The organism is Streptomyces mirabilis (assembly GCF_039503195.1).
GTDB lineage: Bacteria > Actinomycetota > Actinomycetes > Streptomycetales > Streptomycetaceae > Streptomyces > Streptomyces mirabilis_D.
In genome coordinates, this window is sequence record NZ_JBCJKP010000001.1 from 3384808 (window position 1) to 3406894 (window position 22087).

General features: G+C 71.2%; 19 protein-coding genes, 1 other RNA gene and 3 pseudogenes. 13 read left to right on the top strand and 10 right to left on the bottom strand.

From position 1 onward, the window contains the following. The first annotated feature begins 1 nt into the window (after position 1). The 9 genes from AAFF41_RS15960 (at position 2) to AAFF41_RS16000 (ending at position 9496) form a co-directional block, all read left to right on the top strand. Positions 2–805 (top strand): MlaE family ABC transporter permease, encoded by an 804-nt coding sequence (locus AAFF41_RS15960; protein WP_054230890.1) that lies wholly within the window; start codon positions 2–4, stop codon positions 803–805. Positions 806–810: 5 nt separating this feature from the next. Continuing rightward, positions 811–2046: an MCE family protein gene (locus AAFF41_RS15965; protein WP_319743670.1), complete on the top strand. Its 1236-nt coding sequence runs from the start codon at positions 811–813 to the stop codon at positions 2044–2046. A 14-nt stretch (positions 2047–2060) separates the two neighbouring features. Beyond that, a complete protein-coding gene (locus AAFF41_RS15970; protein ID WP_343324103.1) occupies positions 2061–3125 on the top strand; it encodes an MCE family protein in 1065 nt (354 codons plus the stop codon). A 236-nt stretch (positions 3126–3361) separates the two neighbouring features. Next, the gene (locus tag AAFF41_RS15975; protein WP_319744492.1) at positions 3362–4387 is read left to right on the top strand and encodes an MCE family protein; all 1026 of its coding nucleotides are present in this window, start codon (positions 3362–3364) and stop codon (positions 4385–4387) included. After that, positions 4384–5508, top strand: coding sequence for an MCE family protein (locus AAFF41_RS15980; RefSeq protein ID WP_319743674.1), 1125 nt, complete (start codon positions 4384–4386; stop codon positions 5506–5508). Before AAFF41_RS15975 ends, AAFF41_RS15980 begins: the two co-directional genes overlap by 4 nt. Continuing rightward, complete coding sequence (locus AAFF41_RS15985; RefSeq protein WP_343324104.1) at positions 5505–6785, top strand: MCE family protein; 1281 nt, start codon at positions 5505–5507, stop codon at positions 6783–6785. Before AAFF41_RS15980 ends, AAFF41_RS15985 begins: the two co-directional genes overlap by 4 nt. Then, the gene (locus tag AAFF41_RS15990; RefSeq protein ID WP_343324105.1) at positions 6782–8071 is read left to right on the top strand and encodes an MCE family protein; all 1290 of its coding nucleotides are present in this window, start codon (positions 6782–6784) and stop codon (positions 8069–8071) included. Before AAFF41_RS15985 ends, AAFF41_RS15990 begins: the two co-directional genes overlap by 4 nt. Continuing rightward, a complete protein-coding gene (locus tag AAFF41_RS15995; RefSeq protein ID WP_343324106.1) occupies positions 8068–8643 on the top strand; it encodes a hypothetical protein in 576 nt (191 codons plus the stop codon). Before AAFF41_RS15990 ends, AAFF41_RS15995 begins: the two co-directional genes overlap by 4 nt. 49 nt (positions 8644–8692) lie before the next feature. After that, positions 8693–9496, top strand: coding sequence for a hypothetical protein (locus AAFF41_RS16000; RefSeq protein WP_425526130.1), 804 nt, complete (start codon positions 8693–8695; stop codon positions 9494–9496). 134 nt (positions 9497–9630) lie between these two features. Here the strand turns inward: AAFF41_RS16000 and AAFF41_RS16005 are convergent, their stop codons facing one another. The 5 genes and pseudogenes from AAFF41_RS16005 to AAFF41_RS16020 form a co-directional block, all read right to left on the bottom strand. After that, positions 9631–10170 (bottom strand): AMIN-like domain-containing (lipo)protein, encoded by a 540-nt coding sequence (locus tag AAFF41_RS16005; RefSeq protein WP_343324108.1) that lies wholly within the window; start codon positions 10168–10170, stop codon positions 9631–9633. Positions 10171–10454: 284 nt separating this feature from the next. Then, entirely contained in the window at positions 10455–11270 is an 816-nt protein-coding gene (locus tag AAFF41_RS16010) for an SAM-dependent methyltransferase (RefSeq protein ID WP_343324109.1), read from the bottom strand. Positions 11271–11599: 329 nt separating this feature from the next. Then, an RNA gene (rnpB, locus tag AAFF41_RS16015) (RNase P RNA component class A) lies at positions 11600–12001 on the bottom strand. Positions 12002–12065: 64 nt separating this feature from the next. Further along, positions 12066–12893 (bottom strand): annotated as a pseudogene (locus AAFF41_RS51585) (DMT family transporter); the annotation flags it as partial. Between the two features lie 49 nt (positions 12894–12942). Continuing rightward, a complete protein-coding gene (locus AAFF41_RS16020; protein ID WP_101405467.1) occupies positions 12943–13770 on the bottom strand; it encodes an AraC family ligand binding domain-containing protein in 828 nt (275 codons plus the stop codon). Positions 13771–13883: 113 nt separating this feature from the next. On the opposite strand from AAFF41_RS16020, the pseudogene AAFF41_RS16025 reads away from it, so the two are divergent. Further along, a pseudogene (locus tag AAFF41_RS16025) lies at positions 13884–14087 on the top strand (MerR family transcriptional regulator); the annotation flags it as partial. Position 14088: 1 nt separating this feature from the next. On the opposite strand, the gene AAFF41_RS16030 reads toward AAFF41_RS16025, so the two are convergent. Then, a complete protein-coding gene (locus tag AAFF41_RS16030; protein ID WP_319743689.1) occupies positions 14089–15525 on the bottom strand; it encodes an RNB domain-containing ribonuclease in 1437 nt (478 codons plus the stop codon). A 93-nt stretch (positions 15526–15618) separates the two neighbouring features. Between AAFF41_RS16030 and yaaA the strand changes: the two genes are divergently transcribed. Together yaaA and eda are read left to right on the top strand one after the other, a co-directional pair. Then, entirely contained in the window at positions 15619–16401 is a 783-nt protein-coding gene (gene yaaA, locus AAFF41_RS16035; protein WP_319743691.1) for a peroxide stress protein YaaA, read from the top strand. A gap of 105 nt (positions 16402–16506) precedes the next feature. Then, the gene (eda, locus tag AAFF41_RS16040) at positions 16507–17157 is read left to right on the top strand and encodes a bifunctional 4-hydroxy-2-oxoglutarate aldolase/2-dehydro-3-deoxy-phosphogluconate aldolase (RefSeq protein WP_181651526.1); all 651 of its coding nucleotides are present in this window, start codon (positions 16507–16509) and stop codon (positions 17155–17157) included. Here eda and AAFF41_RS16045 read toward each other — a convergent pair. After that, positions 17141–18157: a zinc-dependent alcohol dehydrogenase family protein gene (locus tag AAFF41_RS16045; RefSeq protein WP_343324110.1), complete on the bottom strand. Its 1017-nt coding sequence runs from the start codon at positions 18155–18157 to the stop codon at positions 17141–17143. The genes eda and AAFF41_RS16045 overlap by 17 nt on opposite strands. 115 nt (positions 18158–18272) lie before the next feature. On the opposite strand from AAFF41_RS16045, the gene AAFF41_RS16050 reads away from it, so the two are divergent. Next, positions 18273–19085, top strand: a complete 813-nt coding sequence (locus AAFF41_RS16050) for a helix-turn-helix domain-containing protein (protein ID WP_319743695.1) — start codon at positions 18273–18275, stop codon at positions 19083–19085. A gap of 18 nt (positions 19086–19103) precedes the next feature. Here AAFF41_RS16050 and AAFF41_RS16055 read toward each other — a convergent pair. The 3 genes and pseudogenes from AAFF41_RS16055 to AAFF41_RS16065 form a co-directional block, all read right to left on the bottom strand. Further along, positions 19104–20371 (bottom strand): annotated as a pseudogene (locus AAFF41_RS16055) (bifunctional RNase H/acid phosphatase). Between the two features lie 12 nt (positions 20372–20383). After that, positions 20384–21127: a zinc ribbon domain-containing protein gene (locus AAFF41_RS16060; RefSeq protein ID WP_319744495.1), complete on the bottom strand. Its 744-nt coding sequence runs from the start codon at positions 21125–21127 to the stop codon at positions 20384–20386. Further along, positions 21124–21981: a Nif3-like dinuclear metal center hexameric protein gene (locus AAFF41_RS16065; protein ID WP_097284459.1), complete on the bottom strand. Its 858-nt coding sequence runs from the start codon at positions 21979–21981 to the stop codon at positions 21124–21126. The genes AAFF41_RS16060 and AAFF41_RS16065 overlap by 4 nt, the downstream gene beginning before the upstream one ends. Between the last annotated feature and the right edge of the window lie 106 nt (positions 21982–22087).

Genomic DNA, 22087 nt, shown 5'->3' on the forward strand with positions numbered 1-22087 from the left:
CGTGGCGCTGCTGAATCGTCTGGAGGAACTGGGCAGCCAGCTGTCCTTCTACGGCCGCTCGTTGGCGTGGACGGGCCGCACCGTACGCCGCTACAAGAAGGAGATCCTGCGGCTGCTCGCCGAGGTGAGCTTCGGACGCGGCGCCCTCGCCGTCGTCGGCGGCACGGTCGGCGTCATCGCCTTCCTGTCGTTCTTCACCGGCACGGAGGTGGGCCTCCAGGGCTACGCCGCGCTCAACCAGCTCGGCACCTCGAACTTCGTGGCGTTCCTCTCGGCGTACTTCAACACCCGGGAGATCGCGCCACTGGTGGCGGGGCTCGCGCTGTCCGCGACGGTGGGGGCCGGGTTCACGGCGCAGCTGGGCGCGATGCGGATCAGCGAGGAGACGGACGCCCTGGAAGTCATGGGCGTGCCCTCGCTGCCGTTCCTGGTGACCACCAGGATGATCGCCGGTTTCGTCGCGGTGATCCCGCTGTACGTGGTCGGCCTGCTGTCCTCGTACTTTGCCGCCCGCACCATCACCACGGGCTACTACGGGCAGTCGGCGGGCACCTACGACCACTACTTCCAGCAGTACCTGCCGCCGGTCGACGTGCTGTGGTCCTTCGGGAAGGTGCTCGTCTTCGCCGTCCTGATCATCCTGGTGCACTGCTTCTACGGCTACTACGCGAGCGGCGGCCCGGCGGGCGTCGGCGTCGCAGTGGGCCGCGCCGTGCGCACCTCGATCGTCGCGATCAACGTCCTGGACTTCTTCCTGTCGCTCGCGATCTGGGGCGCCAACACGACCGTACGGATTGCGGGGTGAGCCGGATGAGAGTGCTGAGACTGCGGTTGTACGGCGTCGTGTTCCTCGCCGTGCTCGCGCTGCTGCTGTCCCTGTCCGTCGCCGTGTACCAACAGGTGTTCACCCCGGCCGTACGGATCGAGCTGGAGGCCGACAGCATCGGCAACCAACTCGATCCCCGCGCCGACGTCAAGCTGCGCGGACTGCTGGTCGGCGAGGTGCGCGCGGTCCACGCCGACGGGACGAAGGCGACACTCGACATCGCGCTCAAGCCGGAGTACGTCGCGTCCATCCCGTCCGACGTACACGCACGCCTGTTGCCCAAGACCCTGTTCGGCGAGAAGTACGTCGACCTGGTCGCGCCCGCGCGCTCCTCGGCCAGGCCCATCCGCGCCGGGGATGTCATCACCCAGGACCGCACCCGCGTCGGCATCGAGCTCCAGCAGCTGATGAACGACCTGCTGCCGCTGCTGCGGACCGTGCAGCCCGGCAAGCTCAACGCCACGCTCTCCGCGTTCGCCACCGCCCTCGAGGGGCGCGGCGACCGGATCGGCGACAACCTCACGCGTGTGGAGGACTATCTGCACCGGCTCGATCCGCACCTGCCGTCCCTCACCGAGGACTTCGCCCGCCTGGCCGACGTCGCCGAGGTGTACGGCGACGCGGCTCCCGACCTGATGGAGATCCTGCGCAACACCGTCACCACCAGCCGCACCCTGGTCGAGCAGCGGGACCGGCTCGCGTCCGCGCTCACCACGACGGCCACTGCCGCGGGCACCGCGGACGACTTCCTCGACGCGAACGGCGACCGGCTGATCACCCTGGGCCGGGTCTCCCGCCCCACGCTCGACCTCTTCGCCCGCTACTCGCCCGAGTACCCCTGCCTCTTCGCCGGCCTGGTGCGCGAGGAGCAGGCATCCGAGCAGGCTTTCCGGGGCGGCAGGATGCACATCACGCTCGAAGTCGTCCGCCCGCAGGGGGCGTACGAACCCGGTGAGTATCCGCGCTACGACGATCGGTCGGGGCCCAACTGCCGCGATCTGCCCCATCCGCCGGTGCCCGCGCCCGGCGTCCACCTCAACGACGGTTCGGCGAAGGGCGGTTCGTCCGGGCCGGGCGGCGTCTCCGCCACCCGGGCCGAGCAGCGCGCCGTCGGCTCGCTCGTCGCGCCCGTCATGGGCGTGCCCGCCGACGAGGTACCGCCGGTCGCGACGCTGCTGTTCGGGCCGATGGCGCGCGGGACGGCGGTGAGCGTCGCATGAGGATCACGAGGATCATGAAGACCGCGAAGACTACGAGGTCCACGAGGACGTCAGGAGCCCGGCAGGCCGCCGCCCCGCTGATCAAGTTCAGCCTCTTCGCCCTGGTGACGATCCTGGCGACGGCCCTGCTCGCCGCCACCATCGTCAACATCTCCCTCACCCCCGAGCACACCTATCGCGCGGTGTTCAGCGACGTGACGGGTCTGGAGAAGGGCGACGACATCCGGGTGGCCGGGGTGCGGGTCGGCGAGGTCGAGGGCATCCGGATCAAGGACCGGACGTGGGCGGAGGTCACCTTCACTGTCGGTGAGGACCGCCCGCTGCTGAACAGCACCGGCGCGGTCATCCGCTACCGGAACCTGGTCGGACAGCGTTACGTCGCCCTGACCGAGGGCGCGGGAGACGGCACCCGGCTGAAGCCCGGCGCCACGATCCCGCTGTCGCGCACCCGGCCCGCGCTGGACCTCAACGCGCTGCTGAACGGCTTCAAGCCACTGTTCGCGGCGCTCAGCCCGCAGGACGTCAATCAGCTCGCCACCGAGATCATCCGGACCCTCCAGGGCGAGGGCGGCACCGTCAACAGCCTGCTCGCGCACACGGCGTCGCTCACCACGACGCTGGCCGGCCGCGACCAGCTGATCGGCTCGGTGATCGACCACCTGAACACCGTGCTGGGGACGCTGGACAAGCGCGGCGCCCGTTTCTCCGGGCTGCTCAAGCAGCTGCGTCGGGTGATCTCGGGGCTGTCCGCCGACCGCAAGCCCATCGGGCAGTCCCTGGTGGGGATCGGCGATCTGACGGACGCCACCTCGGGGCTGCTCAAGGACGCGCGTCCGCCCCTGAAGGACGACATCGCCGAGCTGACCGATCTCACCGGAACGCTGAACAAGAACGAGAACACCGTGGAGGGCGTGCTGAAGCGGCTGCCGAACAAGCTGGGCGAGCTGACGGGGACGGCGTCCTACGGCTCGTGGTTCAACTTCTACCTCTGCGACTTCGACGGCCGGATCGTGCTGCCGAAGACGAAGCAGGTGCTCACTCCCGAACTGCACGTGGCGAGGGCGAGGTGCGGCGCATGACAAAGCACTTCCTTCCGCGCAGGACCCGTGAGCGCCGCCCGGAGCCGCTGGTCAAGGTCCGTATCGACCCGCCGAAGCTGCCGAAAATACGGCTCCTGCCGCGCCGGGCACCCCGCCCCCGCCGCCCCGAACCCCTGGTGAAAGTCCGCATCGACCCACCGAAGCTGCCGAAAATACGGCTCCTGCCGCGCCGGGCACCCCGCCCCCGCCGCCCCGAACCCCTAGTGAAAGTCCGCATCGACCCGCCTCGGATACGGCTTCCACGGATCCGCCGTCCGCGCCTCACCCCGTTCCGTGAGCGAAACCCCGTGGTGATCGGCGCCGTCGGCCTCACCCTTCTCGCGCTGCTGACCGTGGCCGCGTTCAACGCCGACAGCCTGCCGCTGATCGGTGGCGGCGAGACGTATAGCGCGGCCTTCTCGGAGGCGGGCGGCCTCAAGCCCGGCGACGAGGTGCGGATCGCAGGCGTCAAGGTCGGCAAGGTCGAGGACGTCGATCTGGACGGCGACCACGTCAGGGTCACCTTCAAGATCAAGGGCGATCCGGGGTTCGGCACCGAGACCGGCGCCTCGATCCGGGTCAAGACGATCCTCGGCGCGAAGTACCTCGCGCTGCATCCCAAGGGACCGGGACAGCTGAAGCCCGGGAGCGAGATACCGCTGAAGAGGACGGTTCCGGCGTACGACGTCGTGCAGGCGTTCAGCGATCTCACCACCACGACGGAGAAGGTCGACACCGACCAGTTGGCGAAGGCCCTGGACACCATCTCCACCACGTTCCAGGACTCGCCCGCCGAGGTACGGGCATCCATCAAGGGCCTGTCGAAGATCTCCCGTACGGTCGCCTCGCGCGACAAGGCGCTGGGCGAGCTCCTCGACCACGCGAACGGTGTCACGGGCGTACTGGCCGAGCACTCCGAGGACTTCACCGCGCTGGTCAAGGACGGCGACCAGCTGTTCAAGGAGATCAGCAAGCGCCGCGAGGCGATCCACAAGCTGCTGAAGACCTCCGCCGCGCTCGGCATCGAGCTCTCCGGCCTGGTCGAGGACAACGACAAGGAGATCGGGCCCGCCCTCAAGGGCCTGAACACCGTGGTGCGGATGCTCGAACGGAACCAATCCAGCCTCGACCGGAGCGTCAAGCTGCTCGCGCCCTACGTCCGGGTCTTCAGCAACGCCCTCGGCAACGGCCGCTGGTTCGACAGCTACGTCCAGAACCTGGTCGCCGCTCCAGTGGTGCCGCGCACGGGAGGCGCCCGGTGAAGAACCTGAAGAGGCGCGTGGCCGTGGTCACCGCACTCGCCCTCGTCGCCGCGCTCACCTACGTGCTGTGGCCGCGCTCCGAGTCCGTGCACGTCACCGCGTACTTCCCACGCACCGTCGGCATCTACCCCGGCTCGGACGTCCGCGTCCTCGGCGTACGGATCGGCGAGGTCGAGAAGATCACGCCGGAGGGCGACCGGGTGCGGGTGGAACTGAAGTACGACGAAGGCCGCAAGGTGCCGGCGGACGCCAAGGCCGCCGTCATCAACTCCTCGGTGGTCAGCGACCGTTACGTACAACTGCTGCCGGTGTACCGAAGGGGACCGGTACTGCGGAACGGCGCCGTCATCCCCGAGACGCGGACGGCGGTACCGGTCGAGCTGGACCGCGTCTTCGACAGCCTGCACACGACGGCCGACGCGCTCGGCCCCCAGGGCGCCAACAAGGACGGCTCGCTGTCGCGGCTGCTCGGGGTGAGCGCGGACAACCTCGACGGCCAGGGCGAGAACCTCAACCAGACGGTCGAAGACCTCTCGCAGGCCGTCACCACGCTGTCCGACGGCCGCACGGACCTGTTCGGCACGGTGCGGAACCTGCAGGTGTTCACGGCCGCGCTGGCCGCCGACGACAAGAGCGTGCGGTCCTTCGACACCAGCCTCGCCGAGGTCGCCGGACAGCTCGCGGGCGAGCGCAAGGACCTCGCGGACGCACTCAAGAACCTGGGGACGGCGCTCGGCGACGTGTCCGCCTTCGTGAGGAACAACAAGAAGTCGCTGACCTCGAACGTGCGGGGCCTCAGCAAGGTGACCAAGGTGCTCGTCACCCAGCGAGCCGCGCTGGCCGAGCTGTTGGAGGTCGCTCCCACGGGTCTGTCGAACCTGAACAACGCCTACAACCCGTCCTCGGGCACCCTCGACACCCGCAACAACGCGCAGCAGGCACAGGATCCGGCCTCACTGCTGTGCTCCGTACTGAGGACGACCGGCGACGAAGGCGGCAAGAACCCCGACTGCAAGGAGCTCAAAGGCCTCTTCGACTCCCTGCCGAAGGTGCCTCAGGGCCCCGCGGTGACGGGCACGGTCGACCGGACGCTCGGCGGAATTCTGGGGGCGAGCGCATGAGCGCACTGCGCAAGGTCGCGGCGGTCGCGTGGGCCGCGGTCGGCTCGCTGCTGCTGTCCGGCTGCGAGTTCAACGGCTGGTACGACGTCCAGCTGCCCGGCGGAGCCGCCGCCGACGGCCACGCGTACCACGTCACCGTCGAGTTCCGCGACGTCCTCGACCTGGTGCCGCAGTCGGCCGTGAAGGTCAACGACGTCACCGTGGGCGCGGTCGAGAAGGTGGAACTGGACGGGTGGCACGCGCGCGTACGGCTGCGGGTCGCCGACTCGGTGAAGCTGCCCGCCAACGCGGTCGCCGAGCTGCGGCAGACCAGCATGCTCGGCGAGAAGTACGTCGCGCTCTCCGCCCCGACCGGCACGGCCCCCATGGGCCGGCTCGGCGACGGCGACCGCGTCCCGCTGTCCCGCAGCGGCCGCGACCCGGAGATCGAGGAGGTGCTCTCCGCACTGTCCGCGCTGCTCAACGGCGGCGGGGTGGCCCAGCTCAAGACGATCACCGTGGAGCTGAACAAGGCCCTGGACGGCCGGGAGAACCGGGTCAGATCGCTGCTCAAGGAGCTGAACACCTTCATCGGCGGCCTGGACGACCAGCGCAAGGACATCGTCCACGCCCTCGAGGCCGTCGACCGGCTCGCGGGGCGGCTCGGCAAGGAGAAGAAGACGATCGCCCAGGCCGTCGACACGATGCCACCCGCGCTGAAGGTCCTGGCCGACCAGCGCCGCGATCTGACGAGGATGCTCACCGCCCTGTCGAAGCTGGGCAAGGCGGGCACCAAGGTGGTCAACGCCTCGCACGACGACACGGTCGCGAACCTCGAACAGCTGCGGCCCATCCTGCAGCGGCTGAACAAGGCGGGCGACGATCTGCCCAACTCCCTTGAGTTGCTGACCACTTACCCGTTCCCGCGCAACGCGGTGGACGCCGTCAAGGGGGACTACGTCAACCTCGACATCACGGCCGACCTCGATCTGTCCGACCTCTACGGAAACCTGACGGACGGCGACTCCGGCCGTGGCAAGGGCGATTCCCACAAGCCCCGCACTCCCGACGTACCGGATCTCCCCGGTCTCCCCGATCTGCCGAGCGTGCCGACGCCCACGGCGCTGCCGAGCACACCGAGCCTGCCGTCGTCCCCCTCGGTGCCGTCGGCCCCCTCGGGCGGGGGCGGGCCGCTGTGCCCGCCGGTGTGCACCAGCGGCTACACCACCCAACGCGGGCTGCCCGAGGGGATCAACCTCGCGCTCGCGGAGCTGATGCTGAAGGGGGTTCAGCCGTGATCACCCGTACGGTCAAGGCCCAGCTCCTGGCCTTCGCCACCGTCACCGCCGTCGGGGTGTCGTACGTCGGCGCCGAGTACACCGGTCTGGTGGACGACGTCCTGGGCCGCGGTTACACCGTGCGAGCGGACTTCGCCGACTCCGGGGGCATCTTCCCCGGTGCCGAGGTCACCTATCGCGGGGTGCCGGTGGGTCGCGTCGGCGCGCTGCGGCTGACCGGCTCCGACGGCGTCTCGGTCGCTCTCGACATCAAGGACGGCACGCCACGCATCCCGGCGGACACCCTCGCCGTGGTGGCGAACCGCTCGGCGGTGGGCGAGCAGTACGTCGACCTGCAGCCGCGGACATCGCACGGCCCGTACCTCCTCGACGGCAGCGCCATCCCGCGCGGCAGCACGCGCGTGCCACTGCCCACGACGGACCTGGTCCTGAGCCTGGACCGGCTGGTGAACTCGGTCGGCAAGGACGATCTACGGGTCACCGTGGACGAGTTGGGCAAGGCCTTCTCGGGCACCGGCCCGAATCTGAGCCGACTGGTGGACTCGGGCAACGCGCTCGTGGAGTCGGCCTCCGAGTCGCTCCCCCAGACGATCTCGCTGATCGAGGACTCGCGAAAGGTCCTCAAGACGCAGTCCGACCAGGGCTCGTCCATCACGTCGTTCGCGCACGACCTGGCGGCTCTCACCGCGCAGCTGAAGTCGAGCGACGGAGACCTGCGCAAGCTGATCGGCAACGCGACACCGGCCGCGCAGCAGGTGAACTCGCTGCTGAAGAACATCTCACCGCGCCTGTCGGTCCTGCTGGCCAATCTGATCAGCGGCGGCCAGGTCACGCTGGCCAACCTGCCCGGCGTGGAGCAGTCCCTGGTCACCTTCCCGGCGCTGGTCGCGGGCAGCTACACGGTGGTCCCGGGCGACGGCACCACCCACTTCGGCCTGGTGGTGAACGCCGACGACCCGCCGCCGTGCACCCAGGGGTACGGCACGGCACGGCGCGACCCCTCGGACACCAGCCCGCGCGAGGCGAACACCGACGCGCGCTGCACGGCCCCGCGCGGAAGCAAGACCTCGGTACGGGGCGCGCAGAACGCCCCCGGCGCGTCGGCCGCTTCCGGCGATGCGAACCAGGCGGCGTACGTGACGCCGTACGTCACGCCTTACGACCCGGAGACCGGCATCGCGACCGGCCCGGACGGCAGACCGGTCGAGATCGGCTCGACGGGCGGCCAACAGGCGGTGTTCGGAAAGGAGTCGTGGCAATGGCTGCTGGTAGGGCCGATGGCATGAGCGAGACCATGAACAGGACCTTGAGCGTGACCGTGTCGGGCAAGATCCTGTCGAGCAGGGCGTGGTCGGGCAGGGCCTGGTCGGGCAGGGCCTGGTCGGGCAGGGCGTCGTCGGTGGCGCTCGCCGTGGCGACCGTCCTCACGACGGCGCTGACGATCTGGCTGGTCCTTGGGCTCTACGGCCAGCACGACAGGGCGCAGCGGCGCCAGGACATCCTGGCCGCGGCCCGCCAGTCGGCGCTGAACTTCACCTCGCTCGACTACCGGCACTACGACCGGGACAGCGCGAACGTCCTCCAGGGCGCCACCGGTGACTTCAAGAAACAGTTCGCCGCGCAGACCGAGCAGCTGACCAAGCTCGTCGCCGCGAACGAGTCCGTGTCCGAGGGCCAGATCCTCGACGCGGGCATCGTCCGCTCCGACGAGCATTCGGCCCGCGTCCTGGTGGTCGCCGACAGCACGGTGACCAACACGGCCGCCCCCAAGGGCGAGGCGCGCACCTACCGCCTCCAGCTCGACCTGGTGCACCGAAACGGCCGCTGGCTGACCTCCGACGTCGAGTTCGTCGGCTGACCGCGCCCCTCCCCGCCATACGACCCATGAGGACATGAGGAGTAAGACCGTGGCGAAGACGACCACCCGAAGCCGCGGCTCCGGTTCCGGATCCGGCACCCGGCACACCATGACCGCGGCCGCCCGCGCGGCGGCCAAGCGCGCGGAGCGCGGCCACCTCGAACCGGAGCCGGCGTCCATCGACGAGGTGGCCCCGGGACGGCCCGGGGCACCGACCGCCGGCCGCACCGTGCTCATCGAGGCCCCCGATGAGGACGGCTGGGACGACCCGCCCGAGCCCTCGCCGGAGGGCTTCGAGGAGGACGCACCGCAGGAGGAGGGCGAGCCCGGCCCCGGTACGGCTACGCGGCGCGGTCGGCGGCGGCTGCTCATCGCCGCCCTGTGTGTCCTGCTCCTGGCGGGCCTGGTCGCGGCCACCTTGCTCGGGTGGCGCTACCGGGCGGGCGTGCGGGCCGAACAGGCACGCGGTCAGGCACTCGCGGCCGCACGCCAGGCGGCGCCGGTCGTGCTGTCGTACGACTACAGGCACCTGGACCGCGACTTCGCCGCGGCCCGCGCCCGGCTCACCGGGCACTTCCGCGACGAGTACCGGAAGACCACCACGACGGTGGTCGGGCCGACGGCCAGGAAGTACCACGGGGTGGTGAAGGCCACGGTGGCGCAGCCCACCGGCGGCTCCCCGGCGGCCTCCGTGATCTCGGCCTCGGCCGACCGGGCCGTGGTCCTCCTCTTCGTCAACCAGGTGACCACGAGCACCCAGGTCTCGGGCTCCCGCGTGGACCTGAACCGGGTGCGGATGACGGTGGCCCTGACGTCCGACGGCTGGAGGGTGAGCGGGGTCGACGCGCTCTGACCTCTGCTTCTTCCAGGGGCTGGGAGGCCCCGATCGCGGACCCCGCCTGCCCGGCCTGGTCGGCGTAGGCGCGGGCATCGACGTATTCGACGTATCGCTCGACAGGAGGCGGGCGCACCCCCGGCCGTACGGGATCACCAGGTGTGCGCCACGTCCACCACGAGATGGTTGGCCGTCTGGAAGACCCGGAACGGCAGCCTCGCGCGGACGCCCAGTCCGGCCTGGGTGTAGCCCTCGGAGCCACCTGTGAACTTGAACTCCCGGAAGGTCCGGTACCCGGTGACGTCGACGGAGGGAAGCGGCGGGTAGGGCTGTCCGGTCGCCGGGTCGTAGCGCGAGGAGAACAGCGAGATCTCCAGAATGGCTCCGCCCTTGATCGGAACCACGACGTCGCTCGGGTCCTGGTGCAGTACGTCGACGTAGCGGACCGTGTAGCCGATGGGGTCGGCCGCCGTGCCCTGGGCGTCGAAGACCAGACGGTCGAAGCAGTCGTGCTGTCCGGCCCTCACGTCGACCAGTCGCCTGGAGGCAGTGGAGTCACCGGTCTTGTCCAGGCTCCCCCACGTCACGGCGCAGTCCACGGCCGTCGGCGCGGCCACCGCCGGAACCGTGCCGGCCAACAGACCGCCGCCCGCCAGCATCATCGCGGCCAGTGCAGTACCTATCCGTCGCATGACTACCCCCCGGTAGCTCGCGTAGGTGTGTGTCTGTTCAGACCGGCGGCCTTCCGGAAGGTTGTGCGTAGTGGAGCAGCCCATTGCGGCGCAGGGGCCCTTCCAGCACCAGGTGCCCCGTGAGACCTCAGCGTTCTCCGCGGGCACCGCCGCCTGGTGCTGTTCTTCCTGCCGTTCTATCTCGGCGTGGGCATCGCGTGAGGTGCGCTCGACATCGACCGCATCGGCCACCGCCTTCGGCAGGCCGACCCGGTACCGTCGGCCTGACCGCGCCCCTCCTGTCGTTACGGCTTACGCGCAAGTCCACCGTGCTCGGCGACGACCTCCGGGACGTCCGAACCGGGGTTTGGACGCCACTCCGTCACCGAGACGACACCGGGCTCGACAAGCTCCAGACCGTCGAAGAACGCGGTGATCTCATCAACGGAGCGCAGGTTGTACGGAACGGCGCCGCTGTTGTTGTAGGCGTCCTGGGCCTGCTCGAAGACAGGGTCGATGCCGCGCGACCCGTCGTTGATGGAGAGGTAACTGCCCGAGGGCAGGGCTTCCATCAGCCGGGTGACGATGGAACGGGCCTGATCGTAGTCGGCGACGTGCCCCAGGATGTTGCTGAGGATGAGCGCGGTGGGACGACCGAAGTCCAGCGTCTCGGCGGCGACTTCAAGAATGCGATCCGGGTCCGTCACGTTCGCGTCGATGTAGGCGGTCGCACCCTCCTCGGTGGAGGAGAGCAGCGCACGGGCGTGGGCGAGCACCATCGGATCGTTGTCGACGTAGACGATTCGCGCCTCGGGAGCGAGCCCTTGGGCGACCTCGTGGGTGTTCTGGGCGGTCGGAAGGCCGGTGCCGACGTCCAGGAACTGCCGGATGCCCGCCTCGGAGACGAGATACGCGATGTTGCGACGCAGGAAGCCACGGCTGGAGCGGGCGATGGTGACGATCCCGGGAAACACCTCGGTGTACGCGTCACCGGCCGCCTCGTCGACGGGGTAGTTGTCCTTGCCGCCGAGCCAGTAGTTCCAGATACGGGCGGAGTGCGGCACCGACGTGTCGATCTTCTGCTGCTCCGCCGGCTCGGGCGTCGTCACAGGGTCACTCATGAGTCGTGTACGTCCTTCAACCGGGGCGGGGATCAATCGCGGCACATCCTACGATCGAACTCCCGTTTCTTGCTTGCTAGTTCATGTCTTCCTTCCGGGTGGTTGGGCCAGCGGCGCCGGATCCTCGACCGACCAGGCCACCGGCTGGGCAGCCTCGGCAGGGCACGGGCCGAGGAGAAGTTGCTCGCACTGTTGGAGCCGGTGCGGTGGGAGATCGAAGCGGCGTACTGGGACGGGGCGGCAGCCAATACGAACGCCTCCAGCGTTCTCAACTCAAGCCCGAAAAGGGCCCCTGACCAGCTCGTTCGCTGATCAGAGCCCCTAAACGGCAGACGAGTCGGGCTGTACGCCGGGTTCTGTCGCCCGGTCGCCTCGCGGCGGCCGGGGAGACGGCCATCCATCTAGGACCGACGTTGCCGCCGGTCTCGTGCGGTCTACCCGCGGACTCGGGCGGGCAGCCCTCGAACGTCCGCGCAGAAACACCGAGGTGTTTCCTTTTGACCTTGCTCCAGGTGGGGTTTACCTAGCCGCCTGAGTCACCTCAGGCGCTGGTGGTCTCTTACACCACCGTTTCACCCTTACCGAGGACCGAGATCCCCGGCGGTCTGTTTTCTGTGGCACTGTCCCGCGGGTCACCCCGGGTGGCCGTTAGCCACCACCTTGCCCTGTGGAGCCCGGACGTTCCTCGGGAAGGTCCACAAGGACCTCCACGCGGCCGTCCGCCCGGCTCGTCTGCCGTGTGGACCATGGTACCGGGCGTGGGGTGCGCCTCGGGCCGGCCGTGGCGAGCACAGAGCCGGCCAGGATGAGAGCGAACGCGGCGAGGACGCCGGGGGTCAGGCGTTCGTCGAGGAAGAGGGCGCCCGCGGCGACCGCGACGGCCGGGTTGACGTACGTGATCACCGTCGCCCGCGTCGGGCCCGCCTCCTTGATCAGTTCCAGGAAGGCCACGAAGGCGACCGCGGTGCAGATGACGCCGAGGCCGGCGAGGGCGGCCAGGATCTGCGGGGAGGGGAGCCCGGAGGGGTGGGTGACGGCCGCCGCGGGGGCGTAGACCAGGGCCGCCAGGGTCAGGCAGGCGGCCGTGAGGTGGAGCGAGGGGACGTTCTTGAGGTGGCGGGCGGCTATGACGGGGGCGGTCGCGTACCCGATCACCGTCAGCAGTACCTCGGCCAGCGAGCGGGCGTCGCCGCCGGTCAGGTGCGGGACGGTGAGGACCGCGACGCCGGACAGGCCGAGGGCCAGCCCGGTCATCCTGCGGGCGCCGAGGCGTTCGGTGTCGCCGAAGAGGCGGGCCGCGGCCACGCCGACGATCGGCACCCCGGCGATCAGCAGGCCCGCCGTGGAGCTGGAGAGGTGGCGCTCGGCGTCCGTGAGGGTCCACCACGGGACCATGATCTCGATGCACGCGAAGGCCAGCATCGGGCGCCAGTACGTTCGTACGGTCCGAGCAAGGCCCCCTTGACGGATCGCGAAGGGGAGCAGCAGCGCCGCGCCCACCGCGCAGCGCGTGAACACCACCGTCGACGGGGACACGCCGTCCACCGCCACTTTGATCATCAGGTAGGGGATGCCCCAGACCACTCCCATCAGGGAGAACAGGAACCAGCCGCGTGCAGTCATGGGGGGAGTCTCGGCTGCCCGGCGGTCGGCTGTCTTGAACGTTGTTGCGCTACGCCGTCGGCGACACGCTGGTCCGGTACGCCGCCGGTGTCACCCCGAGCACCCTGCGGAACCAGCGCGTCAGGTGCGCCTGGTCCGCGAAGCCCACGAGCGGGGCGACCTCGGCGGGGCGCAGGCCGCTCTCCAGCAGGGCGCGGGCCCGGTTCACCCGGTACTGGGCCAGCCAGGCGTACGGCGGTATCCCCATCGTCGTACGGAAGGCGCGCAGGAGCTGGTAGCGGGAGAGGCCCAGGTCGGTGGCGAGGGAGGCGAGTGACGGGGGTGCCTGGAGTTCGTCGGCGAGGCGGTCGCGTACGGCGTGGGCCATGTGGGCCGCTCCCGGCACCGTGTCGCACGCCGGGCGGGCCGTGGAGTGGCGACGGGCGAGGGCGGCCAGCAGCCAGGGGAGGCGGGACTCGGCCTCCAGGGGGTCGGGGCAGGCGCTCAGGTCGGTGTGGGCGGTGCGCAGGGCGGCGGCCAGTTCGGGGTCGTCGAGGACGGGGTCCCGGAAGTGCGGGGGGCTGCCCAGAATTCCCTCGGTGAGCAGGGAGGGCTCGGCGTACAGGGCCCGGTAGGCGTAGCCGTCGGAAGCGGCCGGGCCGCCGGTGTGCATCTCGCCCGGAGCCAGGACGACGATCGAGCCGGGGCCGGTGTGGATGCGGCCGCCCCGGTAGTCGATGATCTCGGAGCCGCCGACGCAGACTCCGATGGTGAACTCGTCGTGGGCGTGGGGAGCGTAGCGGTGCTGGTCGAAGTGCGCGGTCAGGAGGTCGAGGGGCGGACCGTCGCGGCCGAGAGTGGCCCGGGTCCAGCGGGCCTCTTCACGTCGTGCACCCATGGCCGCCTCCCCGCTCGCCTCGTCAGGGGTGCAACGCCGGCGGCCCGCGTTTCCATGCCGCCAAGGATCTTCTCGCTTGACCTTGCCGCGGCGTCAACGTTTCTCCTGAGGGCATGCGGATCGGAGAACTCGCCGTCACCGTCGGAGTCACCACGCGGGCGGTGCCGCATTACCACCATCTCGGGCTGTTGCCGGAGCCCGAGCGTCGCCCCAACGGCTGCCGGGAATACACGCTACGTCACGCCGTCCGGCTCGCCCGGACCAGGCGGCCGACCGAGCTGGGACTGGGGCTCGCCGAGGTGCGGGACGCACGGGCCCTCACGCGGGCGCGAACCGCACCTTCGCCGTCCCCAGGTCGGCCTGGGTGAGGCGGACCCGCAACCGCTCCCCCAGCGGCAGCGTCCGGGTGCCGCCCTCGATGCGTGCGACGACCGCGGGAGACTCCAACTGGACGGTGCCGACCGTGGGTTGACGCTCCATCACGTCCACCACACATCCGTCGAAGATGTCCCCGACCCGGTCCTTGAGGAGCGCGGCCTCCACGATGTCGACGCACTCGCGTTCCACGGTGCCCGCGCGTCGGGAGCCCTCGGCCATCTCCTTGGGGAGGGTGTCGAGGGCGGTGAGGACCCAGTCGGGGGGCGGTTCGTCCGCGGCGGCGGCCAGGCAGAGTTCCGAGGCGTAGCGGTCGACGAGACGGCGCAGGGGGGCCGTGCAGTGGGCGTAGGGCGCGGCCACGGCGGCGTGCGAGGTGACGTCCGGGAGGGCGCCGCCCCGGAACACCGTGTAGCCCGCGCCGCGCAGCAGCGTCGTGCACTCCTGGAGGAAGGCCGCGTGGCGCGGCAGGTGCGGGTCGAGGGAGCGGACGAGATGCGCGTACGAGACGTGGTGCGGCCAGTCGATGTGCAGGGCCCTGGCCGTGCGGCGAAGGCGGCCGACGGCGCCGTCGGGGGCGGCGGGCAGCGTGCGCAGGACGCCGGTGCCGTGCGCGAGCATCAGGTCGGCCGCCGCCATCCCGGTGAGCAGGGAGATCTGCGCGTTCCAGGCGTCGGCGGGAAGCGGGGCGCGGTAGCCGAGTTCGTACGTCCCGTCCTTCTCGACGATCTCCTGCTCGGGGACGTTGAGGGAGATCCCTCCTCGCTCCACCTCCAGACGCTCGCGCAGCGTCCCGATCTCCTTGAGGAGGGCGAGCGGTTCCTCCGCCGTGCCGTCGTCGATCCACTTCTGTACGTGCGCGTAGTCGAGCTTGGCGCGGCTGCGGACGAGGGCACGGCGTACGTCGACGCCCTCCGTGCGGCCGTCCGCGTCCAGGTCGATCGTCCAGAGCACGGCCGGGCAGGTCTGGTCGGGCAGGAGGCTCGCGGTGCCTTCGGAGAGCCGGGTCGGATGAAGGGGGACCTTCTCGTCCGGGAAGTAGAGGGTCGTCACGCGGCGGTGCGCCTCGGCGTCCAGGGCGCCACCGGGGGCGACGAAGGCGGCGACGTCGGCGATCGCGTACCGGACGCGGTAGCCGCGGCCGTTCTCGCGGCGGGACAGGTGCATCGCCTGGTCGAGGTCGGAGGACGTCGGCGGGTCGATGGTGAGGAAGGGGATGCCCGTCGCGTCGTGGGGAGGCAGGCGGGGTGGCCGGGCGGCCTCCTCCAGTACGCCGGGCGGGAAGCTCCCGGGCACGCCGAGCTCGGTCCGCAGGGCGCACAGGGCGGCCTGCAGAGGAGCCCCCGGTGCGCAGATGGCGCGGATGTGGCGGCACGGCATGGGTCGAGCGTAGGTCGCGCGCACGCGGCGGGCACCCCGACCGCACCCCTTAGGCTGGCGCCGGGCCATACCCACCGTTAGGAGAACACCACCGTGCTCGTGCTGCTGCCGCCTTCCGAGGGCAAGGCACCCTCCGGCCGGGGAACCGCGCTGAAGCTGGAGTCGCTGTCCCTGCCCGGGCTCACCGAGGCGCGTCGGGCGGTCCTCGACGAGCTGGCCGAGCTGTGCGCCGGCGACGAGGAGAAGGCCCGCGAGGTGCTCGGGCTGAGCGAGGGCCTGCGCGGCGAGATCGCCAAGAACACGCAGCTGCGCAGCGCGGGCGCGCGCCCGGCCGGGGAGATCTACACGGGGGTGCTGTACGACGCCCTGGACCTGGCCTCGCTGGACACGGCGGCCAAGCGGCGCGCCAGCCGCTCGCTGCTGGTCTTCTCCGGGCTGTGGGGCGCGCTCCGGGTGACGGACCGGATCCCGTCGTACCGCTGCTCGATGGGGGTGAGGCTGCCGGGGCTCGGGGCGCTGGGCGCGCACTGGCGTACGCCGATGGCCGCCGCGCTCCCCGAGGCGGCCGGCGACGGGCTGGTGCTCGACCTGCGGTCCTCGGCGTACACGGGCGCGTGGAAGCCGAAGGGCGAGGTGGCCGGGCGGACGGCGACGGTACGGGTGCTGCACGCGCCCACCCGGAAGGTGGTCAGCCACTTCAACAAGGCGACGAAGGGGCGGATCGTACGGAGTCTGCTGGCGGCCGGGGCCGCGCCCGCCGATCCGGCGGAGCTGGTGGAGACCTTGCGGGACCTGGGGTACGAGGTGGAGGTGCAGGCGCCCGCGCGGGCGGGGACGGCCTGGGCGCTGGATGTGCTGGTGAACGAGGTGCACTAGAGCCGCACGAGGTGCACTGGAGCGGCCCGGTGCACCGGAGCAGGGGTCGTTGCAGCATATGCAACGCTCTTTGCGCATGCTGCGCGGCGAGGGCACGATGAGCCCATGAGCTCACCGCTGCCCTCGGTTCCCGCCGCCTCCGTGCTGGATCTCGCCCCCGTGGTACCCGTCGTCGTGGTGAACGAGGTCGCGGACGCCGTGCCCCTGGCCACGGCACTCGTCGCGGGTGGGCTGCCCGCGATAGAGGTGACCCTGCGGACGCCGTGCGCGCTCGACGCCATCCGGGCGATCGCGGACGGGGTGCCGGGCGCGGTGGTCGGCGCGGGCACCGTCATCACGCCGACGCAGGTGACGGAGTGCGTGGCCGCGGGCGCCCGCTTCCTGGTCAGCCCCGGCTGGACCGACGTACTGCTCGATGCCATGAAGGCGTCCGGGGTGCCGTTCCTGCCGGGGGTGTCCACGACCTCGGAGGTGGTGGCGCTGCTGGAGCGCGGGGTGCGGGAGATGAAGTTCTTCCCGGCGCAGGCCGCGGGCGGCACGGCGTACCTCAGGTCGCTCGCCGGACCGCTGCCGCAGGCCAGGTTCTGCCCGACGGGCGGCATCGGCCCCACCTACGCGCCGGACTACCTCGCCCTCCCCAACGTCGGCTGCGTGGGCGGGACATGGATGCTTCCCGAGGACGCGATCGCCGCGAAGGACTGGGGGCGGGTGGAGAGCCTGGCGCGCGAGGCGGCCGCGCTCAGGCCACGCGGATGACGACCTTGCCGAAGGCCACGCCGGACTCGTAGTGGCGGAACGCCTCGTGGACCTCGTCGAAGCCGAAGGTCCGGTCGACGACCGGGCGGGTGCCGTGCAGGGTGAGGGCCCGGTTCATGGACTCGAAGTGAGTACGGCTGCCGACGAAGAGCCGCCGCATCGTCACCAGGCTCGACGCGAGCGCGTCCGTCGTGATCTCCAGAGAGGCCTTGCGCGGGCTGTTGGCACTGACCAGGACGATCCTGCCGTAGAGCGCCGAGGCGCGGACCGACTGCTCGATCGTCTCCGGGCCCACGGTCTCGACGACGAGGTCCACGCCACGCCCGCCCGTGAGGTCGCGGACCGTCTGTGCCCACGCGGGGTGGTCGGCGTACCGCACGATGTGGTCGGCGCCCAGGGCCTTGAGCCGCTCGGCCTTCTCCGGGCTCGACGTCGTGGCGACGACCTCGGCGCCCAGCAGCTTCGCGAACTGCACGGCGAACAGCGAGAGCGCGCCCGTGCCGAGTGTCAGCACCGTCTCGCCGGGGGCCACCGCCTCCCCGCCGGTCAGCGCGTGCCAGGCCGTGACGCCCGCGCAGGGCAGGCAGGCGGCCTCCTCCCAGCCGAGGTGGTCGGGCACCCGCACCGCCGCGTTCTCGTCGAGGCGCGCGTACTCGGTGAGCATGCCGGGCAGGGTGGCGCCGGGCTGGTCGATCTGCGCGGGGGTGATCCTGCCGTCGATCCACTTCGGGAAGTACGTGCTCGCCACCCGGTCCCCGACCGCGAACCGGGTCACCTCCGCGCCCACCGCGACGACTTCGCCCGCTCCGTCACTCAGCGGGATCACGTCCGGCACGGCCTTCAGCGGATAGGTACCGTTCAGGATCAGCAGATCGCGCTTGTTGAGGGAGACGGCGCGGACGCGGACGAGGATGTCGCGGGGGCCGGGCTCGGGGCGGTCCGTCCGACGCGGGGCGATGCCGTCGACGGTGCCGGGCGTTTCGAGGTGGTAGGCGCGCATGTCGGCTCCCTGGGGTGTGCTCCGTGGATGCGTCCATGCTGCTCGGACGGGGTACGCCGCTCAATTCCCCGTGAGGTATGGCCGGACTGTCGTACCCGTGACGTACAACTGAGCCATGACCCTCAGCACCGCAGCCGCCTCGGTGACCGAACCCCCGCCCTTCGCCCGGGAGCTGCTGCGCTGGCGCACCGCCCGCCGGGTCAGTCAGCTGGAGCTCGCCTCGCGGGCGGGGACGACCCAGCGGTACGTCAGTTTCATCGAGCGCGGACGGTCGGTGCCCGGCAGGGAGATCGTGATCCGGCTCGCCGAGTCGCTCGGCCTGACGTTGAGGGAGCGCAACTCGCTGCTGCTGGCGGCCGGTTACGCGCCCGCGTTCGCGGAGTCACCGCTCGACGCGGTCGCGCTGAAGCCCGTACGGGAGGCGTTGGACAGCATCCTCGAAGGGCATCTGCCGTATCCGGCGGTGGTGGCGGGGCCGCGGGGTGAACTGGTCGCGGCGAACGAGGCGTTCGACGTGCTCACCGAGGGCGCGGACCCCGCGCTGCTCGCGCCGCCCGTCAATGTGCTGCGGCTCGCGCTGCATCCGCGCGGGATGGGCTCGCGGGTGGTGAACCTGGACGCGTGGGGGCAGCACATCGTGGAGAACCTGCGGGCCCGTGCCGTGCGCAGTCCCGATCCCCGACTCGCCTCCCTGGCCGAGGAGTTGGCGGACTACGTACCGGCGAGTGAGCCCGGCGCCGACTATCTCGGGTTCGCCGTGCCGCTGCGACTGCGGTGCGCGGAGGGCGAGTTGAGACTGCTCACCACGCTGACGTCGTTCGCGACCGCGGTCGACGTGACGCTCGCCGAGCTCCACCTGGAGGCGTTCCTGCCGGCGGACCGGGAGACCGCCGAGCTCCTGCGGGCCCGGGCCGCTCGGCGCGGGTGACCTACGGGCCCGGGTCGCTCAGCGCAGGTGAGAGGTGTCGTTGAAGAGGCGCAGGCTGGCGTTGCCGTCCGCGTAGTACGCCACCGCCGACAGGGAGGCCGCGGACAGCTCCATCCGGTACAGGGACTCCGGCGGGGCACCGATCGCGAGCCGTACGAGGCTCTTGATCGGGGTGACGTGGCTGACGAGCAGGACGGTGCGGCCCGCGTAGGAGGCGATGAGCTTGTCGCGGGTGGTGGCGATACGGCGGGCGGTCGCCGCGAAGCTCTCGCCGCCGCCGGTCGGTTCGGCCTTCGGGGAGGCGAGCCAGGTCTTCAGGTCCTCGGGGTAGCGCTCCTGCACCTCGGCGAAGGTGAGGCCTTCCCAGGCGCCGAAGTCCGTCTCGCGCAGGCCGTCCTCGATGGCGACGTCCAGTCCCAGGCGGGCGGCGACGGCGGCGGCGGTCTGGCGGGTACGGGTGAGTGGCGACGCCACGATCGCCTGGACGGTGCCGCGTGCGGCCAGCGCGGCGGCGACGCGCTCGGCCTGCTCCCGGCCCACGTCCGAGAGCGACGGGTCGGTGCCGCCGCTGCCGGAGAAACGCTTCTGGGGGTGAGGGGGGTCTCACCGTGGCGCAGGAGCACGAAGGTGGTGGGGGCACCCATGTCGGGGGTCGAGCCCCAGCCGGTCGACGGGGCCGTTGTGGCCACGTTGCGGGCGGCCCGTGCGTCGTCCTCGGACTTCGCGGCTTCGCCGCGGGGTGACCGGGCGGAGCCGGGAGTCGTCGGAGTGCGGGGCTGTGGGGGCTGGTCGCGCAGTTCCTCGCGCCCCTGAAGGGGCGCCGCAGAACCCGGCGTCAGCAGTTCCGCCGTCGATGCGGACGGGGACCACTGTTCGCCGCGCCGCCCCGCGTCCATCGCCTCGTTGGCCAGTCGGTCCGCGTGCTTGTTCTGTTCGCGCGGCATCCACTCGTAGGTGATCCGGTCGGGCGGGAAGACGCGGGCCGCCTCCGCGGCCAGGGGCTTCATGTCCGGGTGCTTGATCTTCCAGCGGCCGGACAGCTGCTCGACGACGAGCTTGGAGTCCATCCGGACCCGGACGCGCGCGGCCGGGTCCAGTTCGTGGGCGGCGCGCAGGCCCGCCACCAGGCCCCGGTACTCGGCGACGTTGTTGGTGGCGATGCCGATGTACTCGGCACGCTCCGCCAGCGTCTCCCCCGTGACCGCGTCGATGACCACGGCGCCGTAGCCCGCGGGTCCCGGGTTGCCCCGGGAACCGCCGTCGGCCTCGACGATGAACTCCCGCACGCCCCGCGCCCCTTACAGACCGGACTCGGACGTACGCACCAGGATGCGACGGCAGTTCTCGCAGCGCAGCACGGTGTCCGGGGAGGCCGCCTTCACGTCGTTGACCTCGGTGATGTTGAGCTCGAGGCGGCAGCCCTCGCAACGGCGCTGGTAGAGCCGCGCGGCGCCGACGCCGCCCTGCTGCTGGCGCAGCTTGTCGTAGAGCTTCAGCAGGTCGGCGGGGACGGAGGCCGCGACGACCTCGCGCTCCTTCGTCACCGAGGCGGCCTCGCCGTCGAGGGACTCGAAGGCGGCGTCCCGACGGCTGGTCGCGTCGTCGATCTTCGACTGCACGGAGGAGGTCCGCTCGGTCAGCTCGGCGACCCGCTCCTGCGCGGACTCGCGGCGCTCCATGACCTCGAGGACGACGTCCTCCAGGTCGCCCTGCCGCTTGGCGAGGGAGGTGATCTCGCGCTGGAGGTTCTCCAGGTCCTTGGGGGAGGTGACGGCACCGGAGTCCAGGCGCTGCTGGTCGCGGTTGGCGCGCTGGCGCACCTGGTCCACGTCCTGCTCGGCCTTGGTCTGCTCGCGGGCGCAGTCGCTCTCCTCGGTCTGCGCGGCGACGAGCAGGTCGCGCAGCTGCGTGAGGTCCTTGTTCAGCGACTCGATCTCGGCGTGCTCGGGAAGGGACCTGCGCTTGTGCGCGAGCTGCTGCAGGCGTACGTCGAAGGCCTGGACGTCGAGAAGTCGGATCTGGTCGGCGGGCGCGGCGTTCAGTTGGGGGCTCCCATTGCGTTAGGTGTTTCGGTGGACGCCGCGTGGGCGGTCCAGGGGTCGGTGACCGTCTTGGAGACGTGGACCCGCAGGCCCCATCCCTTGCGGTCGGAGATCTCGTCGAGCTGGGCGGCGGCCAGCTCGCACCAGGGCCACTCGGTGGCCCAGTGCGCCGCGTCGAGCAGCGCGAGAGGACTGTGGGCGCGGGCCTCCGACGCCGGGTGGTGGCGCAGGTCCGCGGTGAGGAAGGCGTCGACGCCGGCGGCGCGCACGTCGTCGAAGAGGCTGTCGCCGGAGCCGCCGCTGACCGCGACGGTCCGTACGACCGCCTCCAGGTCACCGGCGACGCGGATGCCCTGCGCGGTGGCGGGCAGTCGCCCGGCGGCGCGCGCGGCGAGTTCGCGGACGGTCAGCGGGTGGTCCAGCTCACAGACGCGGCCGAGGCCGCGGCGGCCCTCGGGGTCGGTGGGGTCCGGCACGAGTGGCCGTACGACCCGGAGGTCGAGCGCGCCGGCGAGGGCGTCGCTGACTCCCGGGTCGGCGCGGTCGGCGTTGGTGTGGGCGACGTGCAGCGCGATGTCGTTCTTGATGAGGGTGTGCACGACCCGGCCCTTGAAGGTGTCGGCCGCGACCGTCGTCGTCCCGCGCAGATAGAGCGGATGGTGGGTGACCAGCAGGTTCGCGCCCAGCTTCACCGCTTCGTCGACGATTTCCCGAACGGGGTCGACGGCGAACAGGACGCGGGTGATCTCCTGGTCCGGCTCGCCGCACACGGTGCCGACCGCGTCCCATCCCTCGGCCCTCTCGGGGGGCCAGAGGGTGTCGAGCGCGGCGATGACTTCAGACAGACGGGGCACGGGGAAAGGCTACCTGGCTTGGGCCGGTGCCCCACCGGTCGCGGGCCGGTCCCGGGGTGCGCGACCAGGGGTCCCGGCCGCGGGCGGCCCTTGATGATCCGGGCCC